The sequence below is a fragment of the Methylobacterium bullatum genome (assembly GCF_014845095.1).
GTDB classification, from domain to species: Bacteria; Pseudomonadota; Alphaproteobacteria; order Rhizobiales; family Beijerinckiaceae; genus Methylobacterium; species Methylobacterium bullatum.
In genome coordinates, this window is sequence record NZ_NKUG01000205.1 from 1 (window position 1) to 15917 (window position 15917).

At 71.1% G+C, this 15917-nt stretch carries 7 protein-coding genes; 5 read left to right on the forward strand and 2 right to left on the reverse strand.

Annotated features, from left to right (window positions below; genetic code table 11):
* From MBTS_RS21845 to MBTS_RS21855, 3 genes are all read left to right on the forward strand, one after another.
* A partial coding sequence (locus tag MBTS_RS21845) for a MupA/Atu3671 family FMN-dependent luciferase-like monooxygenase (protein ID WP_192216460.1) occupies window positions 1-2822 on the forward strand: 2822 nt, incomplete at its 5' end.
* Window positions 2823-2856: 34 nt separating this feature from the next.
* Window positions 2857-9090, forward strand: coding sequence for a type I polyketide synthase (locus MBTS_RS21850; protein ID WP_192216461.1), 6234 nt, complete (start codon window positions 2857-2859; stop codon window positions 9088-9090).
* A gap of 52 nt (window positions 9091-9142) precedes the next feature.
* Window positions 9143-9997, forward strand: coding sequence for an FkbM family methyltransferase (locus MBTS_RS21855; RefSeq protein WP_147833459.1), 855 nt, complete (start codon window positions 9143-9145; stop codon window positions 9995-9997).
* On the opposite strand, the gene MBTS_RS24160 is transcribed toward MBTS_RS21855, so the two are convergent.
* Window positions 9975-11513, reverse strand: a complete 1539-nt coding sequence (locus MBTS_RS24160) for a right-handed parallel beta-helix repeat-containing protein (RefSeq protein WP_147833458.1) — start codon at window positions 11511-11513, stop codon at window positions 9975-9977. The two genes, MBTS_RS21855 and MBTS_RS24160, sit on opposite strands and share 23 nt — an antisense overlap.
* A gap of 332 nt (window positions 11514-11845) precedes the next feature.
* Between MBTS_RS24160 and MBTS_RS21865 the strand changes: the two genes are divergently transcribed.
* Both MBTS_RS21865 and MBTS_RS24165 read left to right on the forward strand, forming a co-directional pair.
* Window positions 11846-14038, forward strand: coding sequence for a GumC family protein (locus MBTS_RS21865; protein WP_192216462.1), 2193 nt, complete (start codon window positions 11846-11848; stop codon window positions 14036-14038).
* Window positions 14039-14210: 172 nt separating this feature from the next.
* Complete coding sequence (locus tag MBTS_RS24165) at window positions 14211-15596, forward strand: lipopolysaccharide biosynthesis protein (protein WP_192216463.1); 1386 nt, start codon at window positions 14211-14213, stop codon at window positions 15594-15596.
* Window positions 15597-15721: 125 nt separating this feature from the next.
* On the opposite strand, the gene MBTS_RS21875 is transcribed toward MBTS_RS24165, so the two are convergent.
* Window positions 15722-15917: DUF2470 domain-containing protein (locus tag MBTS_RS21875; protein ID WP_192216464.1), on the reverse strand; the 196-nt coding region annotated here is incomplete at its 5' end.

Genomic DNA, 15917 nt, shown 5'->3' on the forward strand with positions numbered 1-15917 from the left:
CCCGGCCCGATGCCGGCCGCCTCGTCGCGGCCGGCATCGGGCCGGGCACCATCGTCGGCATCTGCCACGAGCGGATGCCCGACCTCGTCGTGGCCGTCCTGGCGACCCTGAAGGCGGGGGCGGCCTACCTGCCCCTCGACGCCGACTATCCGCGCGAGCGCCTCGCCTACATGCTCGACGATTCGGGCGCCGAGGTGCTGCTGACGAGCCGCCCCATCCAGGAGCGCCTCGCCTTCGCTCCGGCCACGGTGCTCTACACCGCGGAAGCGCAAGGCGAGGTCGCGCCGCCGCCCAGTCGCGCCGGCGGGCAGGATCTCGCCTACGTCATCTACACCTCGGGTTCCACCGGCCGGCCCAAGGGTGTGGCGATCACCCATCGCAGTCTGATGAATTTCTGCGCCGGCATGGATGCCCGCATCCCGCACGATCCCCCCGGCATCTGGCTCGCGGCGACGAGCCTGTCCTTCGACATCTCGGTGCTGGAGATCCTCTGGACCCTGGCGCGCGGCTTTACGGTGGTGCTGCACGGTCCGCGCTCCGAGCCGAGTCCCGGCCCCGGCTTCAGCCTGTTCTACTTCTCGAACGACGACGCGGCGGACCCGCAGGACAAGTACCGCCTGCTGCTGGAGGGCGCGCGTTTCGCCGACCGCAACGGCTTCGAGGCGGTGTGGACGCCGGAGCGGCATTTCCACGCCTTCGGCGGCCTCTACCCCAATGCGGCGCTGAGCGCCGCCGCCCTCGCCGCCTGCACCGAGCGCGTCAAGATCCGCGCCGGCAGCTGCGTCCTGCCGCTCCACCATCCCCTGCGCGTCGCCGAGGACTGGGCGATGATCGACAACCTGTCGAAGGGCCGGGCCGGGATCGCCTTCGCCTCGGGGTGGCAGCCGAACGACTTCGTCCTGGCCCCCGAGCGCTTCGCCGAGCGCAAGGAGAGAATGGCGGGGCAGATCGACGACATCCGCCGCCTCTGGCGCGGCGAGCGCCTGCCGTTCCCCAATCCCCTGGGCAAGGTCGTGGAGATCGGCACGATGCCCCGGCCGATCCAGCCCGAACTGCCGATGTGGCTCACGGCCGCCGGCAATCCCGACACCTTCGTCCAGGCCGGGCGGCTGGGATGCGGCGTCCTCACCCATCTCCTCGGCCAGACCCTCGAGGAACTGGCGGACAAGATCCGGCAATACCGCCAGGCCTGGCGGGAGGCCGGCCATGCCGGCGAGGGCCACGTGACCCTCATGCTCCACACCTTCGTGGGCGAGGACGAGGATGCGGTCCGCGAGACCGTCCGCGAGCCGATGAAGCGCTACCTCGGCAGCGCGATGGATCTGGTCAGGCAGGCCGCCTGGACCTTCCCGACCTTCGTCCAGCGCGCGGCCTCGGACGGCCGCACGCCGGCGGAGATCCTCGACGCCGAAGACCTGTCGCCCGCCGATCGCGACGCGCTGCTGGACCACGCCTTCGAGCGCTATCACCGCACCGGCGGCCTGTTCGGCACCCCGGAATCCTGCCTCGGCATGGTCGAAGCGGTGCGGCGCATCGGGACCGACGAGATCGCGTGCCTCGTCGATTTCGGGGTGCCCACCGATCTCGCCCTCGACCATCTCGAGCACCTGAAGCGCCTGATGGTTCTGGCCGGAACCCTCACCTCCACCGCGCCGGCCTCGGTGCCGGAGGACATCGTCCGGCACCGGGTCACCCACTTCCAGTGCACGCCCTCCATGGCCCGGATGCTGGTGGCCGATGCGGCGGGCCGGCGCGCCCTCGCGCAACTCGGCACCATGATGGTGGGCGGCGAGGCCCTGAGCGCGGACCTCGCAGGCCGGCTGCGCGACCTCCTGCCCGGCAGATTCCTCGGCATGTACGGGCCGACGGAGACGACGATCTGGTCGGCCGTGGTCGAGATCGACGGCGTGGAACGCGGCGTGACCCTCGGCGAGCCCATCGCCAACACCACGTTGCATGTGCTCGACGCGCACCGGCGACCGTGCCCGGCCCATTTGGCGGGCGAGCTCCATATCGGCGGGGAAGGCCTCGCCCGTGGCTATCTCGGACGCGACGCGCTGACGGCGGAGCGGTTCATTCCCAATCCGTTCGGTCCGGGGCGGCTCTACAGGACGGGCGACCTCGTCCGCCGGGACGCCTCGGGAGGGCTCGTCTTCCTCGGGCGGCTCGATCACCAGGTCAAGGTCCGGGGGCACCGGATCGAGCTCGGCGAGATCGAGGCCGCATTGGCGCGCCAGCCCGGCATCGCCGCCGCCGTCGTGGTGGCGCGGGAGGATACCGACGGCGACCAGCGTCTGGTGGCCTACGTCACCGCCAGGGACGGCGCGACCCTGCGGCCCGAGGCCCTGCGCGAGGCGGTGGCCTCGACCCTGCCCGCCTTCATGGTCCCGGCCGTGATCGTCGTTCTGCCTGCCCTCCCGATGACCCTGAACGGCAAGGTCGACCGCGGCGCGCTGCCGGCGCCGCATCGGTCACCGGAGACGCACTCGGCATCGCCCGAGGCGCCGATGAGTTCGCTGGAGGCCCTGATCGCCGGCATCTGGGGCGAAGCGCTCGGTCGCCGGGTGGTCGCCACCACGGAAAACTTCTTCGACCTCGGCGGTCACTCCCTCCTCGTGGTTCAGGTCCAGCGCCGACTCGGCGAGGAGCTCCGCCGGGACATCGCGATCACCGACCTGTTCCGCTTCCCCACGATCCGCACCCTCTCCCTGCATCTGGGAGGATTCGCCACCGGTCCCTCGGCGTCGGACCGGGGACACGACCGGGCCAAGGCGCGGCAGGCGCTCCGACGCCGCCAGGAGATGCCGGCGACGGTCGCCTGAGCCCTCGGTCACCACAGAATACGTGAGGTACGCCATGTTTTCGCCGACCCCCGACACAGCAGGTGATGCACCGGGCCGGATCGCCATCATCGGCATGGCGGGGCGTTTCCCGGATGCCGCCACGACCGGCGAGCTCTGGCATCTGCTGAAGTCGGGACGCGAGGCGACCCATTGGTTCAGCGACGAGGAACTGCTGGCCTCCGGCGTCTCCGCCACGCATCTGCGCGACCCGCGCTACGTCAAGGCCGGCATGGTCCTGCCCGATATGGAAGCGTTCGATGCGGGCTTCTTCGGCCTGAGCCCTCGGGAAGCGGCCATCCTCGACCCCCAGCACCGGCATTTCCTCGAATGCGCCTGGGAGGCGCTGGAGGATGCGGGCCATCGTCCCGAGGCGTTCGCGGGGGCCATCGGCGTCTTCGCGGGCTGCGGGATGCAGGCCTATTTCGCCAACAACCTGCTCACCAATGCCGAGCTCGTCGAACAGGTGGGGCTCTTCCTCCTGCGTCATACGGGCAACGACAAGGACTTCCTCGCCACCCGGGCCTCCTATCTCCTCGACCTGCAGGGTCCGAGCATCTCGGTGCAGACCGCCTGCTCGACCTCCCTGGTCGCGGTCCATTTCGCGATCCAGAGCCTGCTCTCGGGCGAATGCGACATGGCTTTGGCCGGCGGCGTCACCATCGAGGTGCCGCACCGACAGGGCTACCGGGCCGCCGAGGGCGAGATCCTGTCGCCGGACGGGCATTGCCGCGCCTTCGACGACGCGGCCAACGGCACCCTCTTCGGCAGCGGGGCCGGCATCGTGGCCCTGCGCCGCCTGGAAGACGCGGTCGCCGCCGGCGACCACATCTACGCGGTCATCTGCGGCTCCGCCGTCAACAACGACGGCTCGACCAAGGCCGGCTACCTCGCGCCCAGCGTCGAGGGGCAGGCCCGCGCGGCGGCCGAGGCCCTCGCGGTCGGGGGGGTCGACCCCGGCAGCGTCAGCTACATCGAAGCCCATGGGACCGGCACGCCGGTGGGAGACCCCATCGAGCTCGCGGCCCTGAGCGAGGCCTATTCCGTCCCCGGCCGGCGCCAGTTCTGCGGCATCGGCTCGCTCAAGACCAATATCGGGCATCTCGACACGGCGGCTGGCGTCGCGGGCCTGATCAAGGTCGCCCTGGCAATGCACCACGAGGAACTCCCCGCGAGCCTCAACTGCGCCCGGCCCAACGGCCGGTTCGATTTTTCCGCGAGCCCGTTCACCGTGGTCACGACGGCCAGGCCCTGGCCCCGCACCGGGACGCCCCGGCGCGCCGCGGTGAACTCCCTCGGGGTCGGCGGCACCAACGCCCACGTCATCCTGGAAGAGGCCCCGGCCGCGCCTGTGCCGGGTCCCGCGCGGGACTGGCAGATCCTCGCCCTGTCGGCACGGACCGCCGAGGCCCTCGACGGGGCGAAGCGCAAATGGCGCGAGGCGCTGGCCGATCCCTCGCCGGACCTCACCCTGGCGAACGCGGCCTTCACCACCCAGACCGGCCGCCGCGCCTTCCCGCATCGCTGCGCCGTCGTCGCCCGCGATCCTGCGGGGGCGTGCGAGATCCTGGCCGGCCACACGCATCGCCGCATGGGAACGGGCAGCGCCGGTGCCGGGACCGTCGGCGCGGTCTTCATGTTCCCCGGCGGCGGGGCGCAATATCCCGGCATGGGCCGCGACCTCTACCGGGACGTGCCGGCCTTCCGCGAGGCGCTGGAGGCCTGCCTCGCGCTGCTGCCGCCCGATGCCCCGGACGGCCTGCGGGCGCTGCTCCTCGACAGCGAGCCGGGCGATGCCGCCGCGGCCGCCCTCCTGGCGCGGCCGCGCTACACCATCCCGGCCCTGTTCATCGTCGAATACGCCACGGCGCGCATGATGCTCGCCTGGAACATCCGCCCCGCCGCCGTCATCGGGCACAGCATGGGCGAGTATGCCGCCGCCTGCATCGCCGGCGTGATGTCCCTCGCCGATGCCCTGTCCGTCGTCGTCCTGCGCGGGCAGATCTTCGAGGCCGCGCCCGCGGGCGCCATGCTGGCGGTGTCGCTGCCCTCCGCCGAGCTGCGCGAGCGGATGGGTGACGCCCTCGACATCGCGGCGGAGAACGCCGCGACGCTCACGGTGGCGACCGGCTCCGTCCATGAGATCGCCGCCCTCGAACGGCGGCTGGCGGAGGACGGGATCGAGTTCCGCCGCCTGCGCATCGACGTCGCCGCCCATTCGCGCATGCTCGACCCCTTCCTCGACCGGTTCCGCGCGCGCCTGGACGCGATCGCCCTCTACGAGCCCACGCTCCCCTTCGTCTCGAACCTCAGCGGCGCCTTCGTCGGGCCGGGGGAACTCACGCGGCCGGACTATTGGGTGTCCCATCTGAGGGAGACCGTCCGCTTCGCGGCCGGCGTTTCGGCGATCCTGGCCGAGCCGGACCGCGCGCTCCTGGAGATCGGGCCGGGCCACAGCCTCGGTGCCCTCGCGCGTCTCGCGGAGGGCGGGGGCTTCGCGCCTCTGGCCATCGCTCCGACCATGGGCCAGCCGGGGGACACGGAATCGGACGTCTGCGTCGCCCTGACCGCGATCGGCAAGCTCTGGGCCTGCGGCCATGACGTCGATTGGGCGGCGATCCGTGGGAGTGACGACGCGCGCCGGGTTCCCGTGCCGACCTACGCCTTCGAGAAACACCGGCACTGGATCGAGCCGGTGCGGGCGGCGACGATGCCGGTGGCCTTCGATGCCGGGGCGGACGGGCTCCAGCGCCTCGAGTCCATGGAGAACTGGTTCTCGGTGCCGCATTGGATGCCGGTGCCCGTCGCGCCCCGCGCAGCCGCGCCGGACCGGACATGGCTGGTCTTCGCCGACGCCTCGCGACTGAGCACCGCGATCCTGGCGGCCCTGGAGAACCGGGGCGCGCGTGTGACCGTCGTGCGTCCAGGCGAGGCCTTCAGCGTCCGCAACCGCCTGTTCCAGCTGACGCCCGACCAGCCGACCCAGTACCGGGACCTCGTCGCGGCCCTCGACCGGGATGGAATGGCGCCGGATCACATCCTCCACCTCTGGTCGACGAGCGCGCCGGACCCGTCCCCGGAGCGCCCCTGCGCCGAACAGGCACTGGGCTTCGACAGCCTTCTCGCCCTCTGCCAGGCGATGCAATATTGCGACGTCGCGGTGCCCAAGCGCCTGAGCGTCGTGACGCGGGAGAGCCAGTCGCCCCCGGACCATGCGGCCCGCCACCCGGAGCGCGCGACCCTGCTCGGCCTGTGCCGCGTCCTGCCCCGTGAGATGCCGGGCCTGGCGACGCAGCTCATCGATCTCGGCGGCGAGGATGTCTCCGGCCGCGACGCGGATCCGGTGGCGGAGGCCGCCCTCGTCCTGGCGGAATGCGACGCGGAGCACGGCGTCGATCTCGTGGCCCATCGCGGAGGCACGCGGTTGGTTCAGCGGATGGTGCCCACGCGCATCGAGGGGCCGGCGGGGCTTCCCCATCGGCTGCGCCAGCGCGGCGTCTATCTCGTCACCGGCGGTTTCGGCGGCCTGGGCCTCGCCCTCGCCGGGTGGCTGGCGCGCGACGTGTCCGCGCGGCTCGTGCTGGTGGGGCGCGATGCCTCCGCCCATGTGGCGGCGATCCGCGACCTCGAGGCCGAGGGGGCCGAGATCCTCGCGGTGAGCGCCGACGTGACCGACCGCGCCGCCATGGAGCGGGTCGTCGTCGCCGCGCGGCAGCGCTTCGGCACGCTCCACGGTGTGTTCCATGCGGCCGGCTCCATCGACGATGGCCCGATCATGGAGAAGACCGTCGAATCGAGCCGCCGGGTGATGGCGCCGAAGCTGGCCGGGGGGCTGGTCCTCGACGCGCTGCTGCCGGAAGGAAGCCTCGACCTGTTCGTGGTGTTCTCCTCCACCAGCGCCCAGATCGGGCCGCCCGGCCAGGTCGATTACGCCGCCGCCAACACCGCCCTGGACGCCCTGGCCGCCCGGCGCGGCGACGGCCTCTCGGTGGCCTGGGGGATCTGGGGCGATATCGGCATGGCGGCCCGGATCTACGGGGGAGCGGTCCTGTCCGGTACCCCCGAAGGTCACCCGCTCCTCGGGGTCGAGACCGGCCGCACCGAGACCGCCATCACCTTCCAGGCCCTCTACGACCCCGCCCGCATGTGGGTGCTGGCGGAACACGTCCTCGACGGTCGTCCGATCCTGCCCGGCGCGGCCTATGCCGAGATCGCGCTCGCGGCCGCCACGGCGGGGTTCACGTCCTCCGGCGTCGATCTGCGGGGGCTCACGGTCGATCTACCCCTCGTGTTCGAGCCGGGCGTGAAGCGTCTCGTGCGCACCACGCTGACGGCCCTCGACGGCGGAGGCTTCGCCCTCTCCGTCGAGAGCCGCCCCCTCCTGGGCGAGGAATGGGTCGAGCATGCGCGCGCCACCCTGTGGCCGGGATCGACCCTGCCCTGGGCGGTCCGGCGGGTGGCCCGCCGGGCGGCGCGCCGGGAGGGGGTGCACGCGCTTCCGGGCCTCGGCTTCCCGCAGGGCGAGACCGTGACGTTCGGGCCGCGCTGGCACACGATACGCTGGATCGAGCGCGGCGATTGGGAGGCCGTGGCCGAACTCGAACTGGCCGCCGAGTTCGCGGGCGACCTCGACGGGATCACGGCGCATCCCGCGCTCACCGATATCGCGACCACCTTCGGGCTGCATCTCCTCGCGCCCCCGGCCGACGACATGGTCTACGTCCCGACCTCGATCGAGCGCATGCGGATCGCGCCGGGGCGCTGGCCCTGCCGGATCCGCAGCCACGCCCGGCTCACGGCGTTGCAGCACGGTGCCTCCGCCCGGTTCGACGTGGTCATCGGCGATGTGAACGGCGTGCCGCTCGCCGTCTTCGAAGGCTTCACCCTGCAGAGCGTGTCCCGCGCCGTGAAGTCCTCGCAGGCCGACGCGCATCCCCCGAGCCTCGAAGCGCGGCTGAAAGCCGGCATCATGGCGGCGGACGCTCCCGACCTGTTCCGCCGGGTCTTCGATTGCCGGGGCGCCGGGATCGTCGCGTCGTCGATCGCCCTGTCCGACCTGCGCCGGGAGGCCCTGTCCGCGATCCGCCCGAAGCCGCCGGCGGCACAGCGTTCGGCCTGGCCGGAGAGCGGCGAGGCGGATTACGCGAGCGAGATCGAACGCCAGATCGGTGGGTACTGGGCGGACCTGCTCGGCGTCCCCGCGGTGCGTCCCCAGGACGATTTCTTCGAGCTCGGCGGGTTCTCGCTCCTGGCGGTCCGGTTGTTCGCCCGCATCCGCAAGAACCACGACGTGGACCTGCCGATCGCCACCCTGTTCCGCGCCTCCACCCTGCGGCAACTGGCGAGCCTGGTCGGCGGGATGATCGCCCCGGAACCCGCGGCGGACGGCGCCGAAGGGGCGGCGGCGTCGGACAAGGTGCTGGCGATGCCGGCCGTCGCCTGGTCGCCCCTGGTGGAGATCTGCCGGGGCGTGCCCACCCGTGCCCCGATCTTCTGCATCCATGGCGGCCAGGGCAACGTCCTCAACTTCGAGAAGCTGAGCCGGCGCCTCGGCCGGGACCAGCCCTTCTACGGATTGCAGGCGCGCGGCGCCGACGGGCGGCTCGCGCCGCTGGACTCCATCGAGGAGATGGCGGCCTCCTACATCGCGGCCATCCGCGAGGTCGATGCGCACGGTCCCTACCGGATCGCGGGCTATTCCGGCGGCGGGGTGATCGCCTACGAGGTCGCGCAGCAACTGACCCGCGCGGGCTATTCCATCGCGCTCCTGGTCCTCTTCGACACCCTGTCGACCACCAGCGTCGCGCAGCAGCACAGTACCGTCGAACGGCTCTGGGCGGTCCGCCGCTGGAGCCTCGGCTACACGCTGGGCTGGCCGTCCCGCCTGATCGAGCGCCGCCGCCGCGCCGCGGAATTCGCGCGGGAGCGCTTCGACCCGAACGTCCCGATCCCCGACATGTACCGCGCGCAGTTCATCATGAACGCCTATCTCGTCGCGCAGGGCCGCTACACGCCCGAGCCCTATGCGGGGAGCATGCTGCTGTTCCGCTCGACGGACGCGTATGTCCCCTATCTCCTCGCCGGGCCGGATCTCGGCTGGGGCGGCCTCGTCCGGGGGGGGATCGACATCCACAAGATCGCGGCGACGCACGAGACGCTGTTCCAGGAGCCCGCCGTCGACAAGCTCGCCGGCATCCTCCGGCGCAGGCTCGACGGCCTGATGCACTATCCCGTGCGCAAGAGCGCCTGATCCGCCCCGTTCCGCGATCGACGACACCCCGTGCCCGGCAGGGAGACCGCAGATGGATTTCGTCGATCGCGCCTACAGGCACTACAGCGACGTCAAACAACTCGGCCTGCCCGTGCTCCTGCGCGGGCTGCACCGCCGCGCCTCCTCCCGCGAGGCCCGTCTGGTCCGGACGGTCCACGGCGCGTTCTACATCCGGCCGCACACGCCGGACATGGAGGTGCTGAGATCCGTCTTCGGCCGCATGGTCTACGACCTCGACCGGGTCCGCCAGGGGGCGGCCACCCGGAGCGAGTACGAGCGGATCTGCGCGGCGGGACACACGCCTATCGTCATCGACGGAGGCGCCAATGTGGGAATCGCGGCGCGCTACTTCGCGCGGGCCTATCCGAGGGCCGTCGTGCTGGCGGTGGAGCCGGACGAGGACAACCTCGCCGTCTGCCGGAAGAACACCGAGGTCTGCCCCAACATCTGCGTCGTCCCCACCGCCCTCGGCGGCCGGAGCGGCTGCGTGAACCTCGAACACGGCAACGGCGACGCCGACAGCGGGCGGACCGAGCGGGCGGACCACGGCATCCCGATCACCGTCATCGCGGAACTCAAGGACCTGATCCCCAACGGCGAGCTGCTGATCGTCAAGATCGACGTCGAGGGCTTCGAGAAGGACGTGTTCTCCGGCGAGATCGGCTGGGTCTCCGAGCCACATGCGATCATCGTCGAACCGCACGACTGGATGCTGCCGGGCGACGGAACCAGCTTTCCGCTGCAGGACATCCTCCTGCGCGAGCGGCGGGAGATGATCCTGTCGGGCGACAACCTGATGCTCTTCAAGTCCCGCGCCGCATCCGCGAGGGGCGACACGTCGCACTGGCCGACGAGGGGGCTTCTCAAGGTGGTGCCGTCCGCGTGACGAGGCGGCCGAGCTTCTCCTGCCCGGCCTCGCGAAAACCCGCATAGTCGATGGGCGTCCGCCCCCAGATGAAGACCGGCTTCACGTCGGCGGGCGCGGCGTAGGTATTCCTGTCGAAACTGTTGCCGCCCTCCTCGATGATCCGGGCATTCGGGGCGGCCTCGTTCGTATCCGTGACGCCGCCGGCGCTGCCCCTGCCGGTGAACAGGATCCGGTTGTCGTGGACGCGGTTTCCGGTCGTCCTGTAGAAGCCGCCGCCGTCCTTCTCGCGGCCCTGGTCGACGAGCACGATGGCGCGGCCGTCGGGCCGGACGGTGATGGTGTTGTCGGAGACCTCGACGCCGCTCGAGGCCGCCACCTGGATGTCGGCTCCCCAGAACCAGACCGGATGGCCCGCGCCGTTGAAGCGCAGCGTATTCCCGCGGATCACGGCGTCGTAGGAGATCTCGAAGAAGATCCCGGCGGTGGAATTGTTCTCCACGGTATTCTTCTCGAACAGGACGTCGCGGCAATCGATGTCGCACCAGAGGCCCGGACCCGCATTGTCGTGGACGTGGTTCCCGCGCAGGACCACCTCCTGGCTCTGGGTGATCTTGAGGCCGCCGGCCTCCCATTCGGGGTCGAAGCCGGCCGTGTTGTTCCAAGCGATGCGGTTGTTCTCGATCAGGATCCGCCGCCCTTGCGCGGCCGCGCCGAGCTGGCCGTTCCGCTCGATCGTGCTGCCGGTGATCGCCCCGTCGGAGCCCACATCGACGCCGAGCCCGGCATTGAGGCGGATCTGCGAATCCTCCACGCGCCACCCGGTGCCGTCGCCGCCGCGGATCGCCCCCATCTGGGTCGGCGTGTCGTATTTCTCCACGACGAGCCCCTTGATCCGCACATCGGCGGCCCGGCTGCGGAAGGCGAAGCGCGCCGCGCTGACCTCGACGCGGCGTCCCTCAGGGTTGTCGGCGAGGATCGCGCGGCCGGCCGCCGCCTCCACCACGTAACGTCCGGGACCGAGATCGCCGCGGGACGCGACGCGAGTGAGCGGCTGGCCGTCGAGGAACACGGCCAGCGACAGCAGGCAGAGCGAGCCGCCGCCGCGACATTGGCCGGCGCCCGCATGGCGCGGGTACGATCCGGTGAGGGACCAGTACGGACCCGCCCGTTCGAACTGCCGGACGATGCGCGAACCGTCGAGGACGCTGCCGGGCTCGCCGAGGAACGTCTGACCGCGCAAGGGCGCGATCTCCTGCATCCGGTAGAGGCCTGCGCCGATGCAGATGGTCCCGCCCTCACCGGCGCGGATCGCGGCCCGCTGGATCGACTCGCCGGCGGCGACGCGCACGGCCTTGCCGGGGCAGGCACCCTCCGCGCCCTCTCCCCGCGCCGGGTCGCCCCCCTGCCAGAGGATCAGCCCGGCCAGGGGCAGCGCAAGGCGGAGCGCGCGCCGCCTCATGGCTCCCGCCGCCCGGTGAGGGGAGCGGGCGGCGGGCATCGCCGGCGGTGAGGCCTTTGCCGAGCGGTCATGCACCGGTCCGATCCTTCGGGACGCTGTTCTCGCCCGCCGCGACAGTCACGGCCGTGTCGAGATTCCGACGCCGCCGCCCCTGTGCCGGGTTCTGCGAAACTGTGCGGGTTCCCGCTCGCGGAAAGGAAGACGAAAAACGGTCTAGAGCAGGGGGGCGAACGGGTTAGTCCGTGATCTCACTTCCCAAGCGAAGTCGAAATCCCGCTCAATCGCCCCGACCAGACGGCGGATCGGCCGGGTGGTGCATGCAAGCTCCGCCGTCACGGACCGGATGCTCGGAAGACGGCCGATCCCCCGACCGGAGCGTCGCGCCTGCTACGATCAACGAGGACCGAATGAACCGGGTTCTGGACCACTCCAAGGGCGGGGTCAGCGTCGTGCTCCGCCAGACCTACGAAGCCCAGACCCTGGGGTTCCTCACCGCGATCCTTCGGCATCGCCGGGTGATCGTCGGGCTCGCCGCCGCCGCCCTGGTGCTCGCGACCGCCATCTGCTGGTCGCTGCCCGACAAGTACAGCGCCGAATCCCTGATCCAGGTCGATCTCAGCCGCGTCGCCGCCTCACAGGCCACGTCGCCGAACCAGCAGGCGGCGACCAGCCTCGATGCCGGGGCCATCGTCGAGAGCGAGGCGCGGGTGATCCGTTCGCTGGCCACCGTCAGACATGCGGTCGAGGACCTCAAGCTCCAGGACGACCCGGCCTTCGCGCGGGGGCCGGGCCTCGTCTCCCGCATCCTTTCCACGGTACTGCCCGGACCGGCGAAGGAGCCCGCCGATTCCACCGCCTCGGTGGAGGCGGTGACCCGCGAAGTCTCGCGGAACCTCACCGTGACCAACGACACGCGGGCCTACCTGATCAACGTGTCCTACAACTCGACCTCGCCGGAGCGTTCGGCGCGGATCGTCAACGCCGTGGTCGACGCCTATCTGCGCAACCGCCTGGAGATGGGGGTGGCGGCGGCCGAGCGGACGAGGACCTGGCTCGAGGAGCAGATCGGCGAGAGCCGGCGCGAGCTCGAGACCGCCGAGGCGGCCGTCGACCGCTACAGGCGGCAGACCGGCTATGTGGAGGGCGGCACGCAGGGCATGAGCCTGCCGCAGCAGGAAGTGCGCGATGCCGTGGCCCAGCTCGCCGCCGCCCGCCAGACCCGGCTCGCCGCCGAGGCGCGCCTGTCGCGGGCCCAGGAGGTCTTCGCCGCCGGCGGCACCCCCTCCGCGCAGGACCTTTCCGGCGCGCCCCTGATCCAGAGGATGCTGGAGAGCGCGGAATCGGCCACGCGGGAATTCGCCAACGTCGCCGCCACCGGACCGCGTCATCCGGCCTACCTCCAGGCCAAGGCCAATATCGAGGCCGCGCAATCGCGGCTTCGCGAGGAGATCAAGCGCGCGATCGGCAATCTCGAGAGCGACGTCAAGGCGGCCACCGCCGACGAGGCGAACCTCGCCGAAAGGGTCGACGTGCTGAAGGCGAACCTCGTCGAGGGGATGGGGCAGGACGCCAAGCTGCAGAGCCTGCAGACCAACGCGGTGGCCATCCGCGAGCGCCTCAAGCTCCTGAGCGACGGCCACGCCCAGGCGCTGGCGCTCACCGGGATGAAATCATCGACCACGCAGATCGTCATGGTGGCCAAGCCCGTGACGGTCCCGTCGGGGCCGAACCGGCTCCTGCTGATCTGCCTCGGCGTCCTCGGGGCGGGCGGCGTGGGGGTCGGCTACGCCGTCATGATGGACCGGCGCGACACCGGCTTCCGGTCCGATGCCGAGATCGCGCACGAAACCTCTCACCGCTGCCTCGGCATGGTGCCGGAACTCACCGGCGGTTCGTCGGCCGCCGAGGTCCGGATGTTCGACGAATCGATCCGCCTCGTCAGCGCGGCGCTCACCGGAGCCCGCGCCCTGGCCGAGCCCCGCGTCGTCATGGTGACGTCCTCGGTGCCCGGCGAGGGCAAATCGCTTCTCTGCATGGCGATGGCGAGCCTCCTGGCTCAGCGCGGCATCCGGACCCTCGTGATCGACAGCACGCCGCGCCTCCATGGGGAGACCGACCGGCCCAGCCTCGATGATGTCGTGTTCGGCGACCCGGCGGGTTTCCCGCTGCGGAGCGACCCCGGCAAGGTCGTCGTGCTGCATCGGGCCGAACACGGCGACTCGCACGACCTCTTCCTGACACCGGCCTTCGAGAGCTTCATCGAGCGGGCGCGGGAGAGCTTCGATCTCGTCCTCTTCGAGGCTCCCCCCGTGATGCTGTCCGTGGATGTCCTGACGATGGGCGGCCTCGCCGATGTCACGATCCTGGCCGTTGCCTGGAACCGGACCCCGCGCGAGACGGTCCAGGCGGCCCTGCGGCGGCTGCAGGACAATTCCGTGCGCCTGCGCGGCCTGGTCCTGACGCATGTCAATCTGACGGAGCACAAGGACTTCCGCGTGGTCGACCAATGCTCCCACTACAACGATTACCGGGGGCATTTCGAGGAAGCCGGGGCGCATCACGCCCGCGGCGACCTGCTGCCGTCCAGGCTGTCCTCATAGGACCGGCCCGACGGACCCGTTCCCTGTCTGCACGACTTCTTCTCGGCGGCCATCCAGCGGATGTCGATCATGGCTTCGATCATCATCGTGTTCACGCCTGTCGGCGGAGGCGGCGCGCCGCTGTCCCGCGCGGCCGTAGCCTGCCCGACGCCGCCGGCGGTGGAGCCGGCCGGTGCTCGCTAGAGTGCGGGCTGCACGGATCGCCTGGCCCCTGATCGATCAAGGCGTCGCGAGCCTCGGCAACTTCCTGTTCACGATCGCCCTCGCGCGAACGTTGCCGCCGCAGGAATACGGCGCCTTCGCGCTGCTCTTCGGGATCCTGATGATCCTCTACACCGTCATGGCGTCGGTGCTGTTCTATCCGATGTCGGTCCTGGCCGATCCCGCGGACCGGGGCCGCATCGGCGAACTGATGAGCGTGAGCTTCATCCTGCTCGTCGGCCTGTGCGTTCCGGCCGGTCTCGTCCTGGCCGTCACGGCCTTCCTCATCGGCCGGCCGGACCTCATCGCGGCCCTGCTCGTCTACTTCTTCGTCTGGCAGGTGCAGGAGGCGTTCCGGCGCTACCTGTTCGTGGAACTGCGCTTCGGAGCCGCCGTCCCCGGTGAGATCGTCAGCTATATGGGGCAGATCCTGATCGCCCTCTGGCTCGCGCTCCGGGGTGACCTGACCCTGGAGACCGCCCTCTATGCCATGACCGTCACATCGGCGGCGGCGGCCGTCCTCCAGGGGATACAGGTTGGGTTCTCCCTGCGCCGGCATGCGATGACCCGCATCCGGGCCGTCGTCCTGGAATTCTGGCGCCTCGGCGGATGGGCGCTGGCGAACAACCTCTGCGCCGCCCTGCGGGTCCAGTTCCTGTTCTGGTTCCTGGCCGCCCTGTCCGGGGCCGCTCTGCCGGCGCTGCTCCAGGCCGGCTTCAACATCGTCAACCTGCTCAACCCGCTCATGATCGGGCTCGGCAACGTCATCCTTCAGGTCTCCTCACGGGCGCATGCCGGGGGAAAGGCGGAGGCTTGGCGCGCCACCCACCCCCTCGCCCTGTCGGGGATGCCCATCGTGATCGTGTTCCTGGCGGCCATCGTGGCATTTCCCCACGAGGTGCTGGGCCTCATCTACGGTGCCCATTCTCCCTATGTGGACATCGCGACCCCGGTCCGGCTCCTCGCCATCGCGGCCCTCGCCGCGTTCGTGACGGACATCGTGTGCGCCTATTTCCACGGCGTCTCGCAAGCCAAGCAGGCCCTGATCGTGAACGCGGCCGGGGCCGTGGCGACGATCCCGATCGCCATCCCGCTCATCATCGGGTTCGGCCTGAACGGAGCCTGCATCGCCCTCTGCCTCGCCAACGCCGTCCGCCTCGTCGTGCTGCACCTCCTCTTCACCAGGATGATCGCTGCCGACACCGCCGACGCCTCCTCCGGCCGGGTGCGGGACCAGGCCGTCCCGGCCCGCTCCGCGGACGATCCGGGTGAGGCCATGCCGGCTCCGGAACCGATACCCGTCGGCGATGATCGGGACACGGGGGATTTTTCCCGGGCGACGGCCCTGGGCCGATGAGGCGGACGCCGCCATGCCGTCGCGCGAGGAAGCCGCGGCCGCCGCGGTGAGGCGGCCGGCCCGGGCGACGGGAGATGCCGGACGCGGCCGATCCGCTCGGGCGCCACGTCGTTGCGACTGCGGCGTCATTCGCTCGCTACAGGGGCCTCGCGCGCCTTCGCGGCCATCTCGACCAGGACCTTGCGCAGGCCGCCCATGTCGGTGACCGGCGCCGGATAGCGGATGCGCGCGGTGCGGTCGCCGGCCAGGAGGTCCATGCCCTCCGGGTCGAGGCCGGTCAGGCGCCAGGGTCCGTCGCCGCCGCCCTCGCCCTTGGCGTAG

Excerpts from the sequence above, each read along its gene's own strand:
- MBTS_RS21850 (WP_192216461.1), top strand. The coding sequence starts at position 2,857 with ATGTTTTCGCCGACCCCCGACACAGCAGGTGATGCACCGGGCCGGATC.
- MBTS_RS21855 (WP_147833459.1), top strand. The coding sequence starts at position 9,143 with ATGGATTTCGTCGATCGCGCCTACAGGCACTACAGCGACGTCAAACAA.
- MBTS_RS21865 (WP_192216462.1), top strand. The coding sequence starts at position 11,846 with ATGAACCGGGTTCTGGACCACTCCAAGGGCGGGGTCAGCGTCGTGCTC.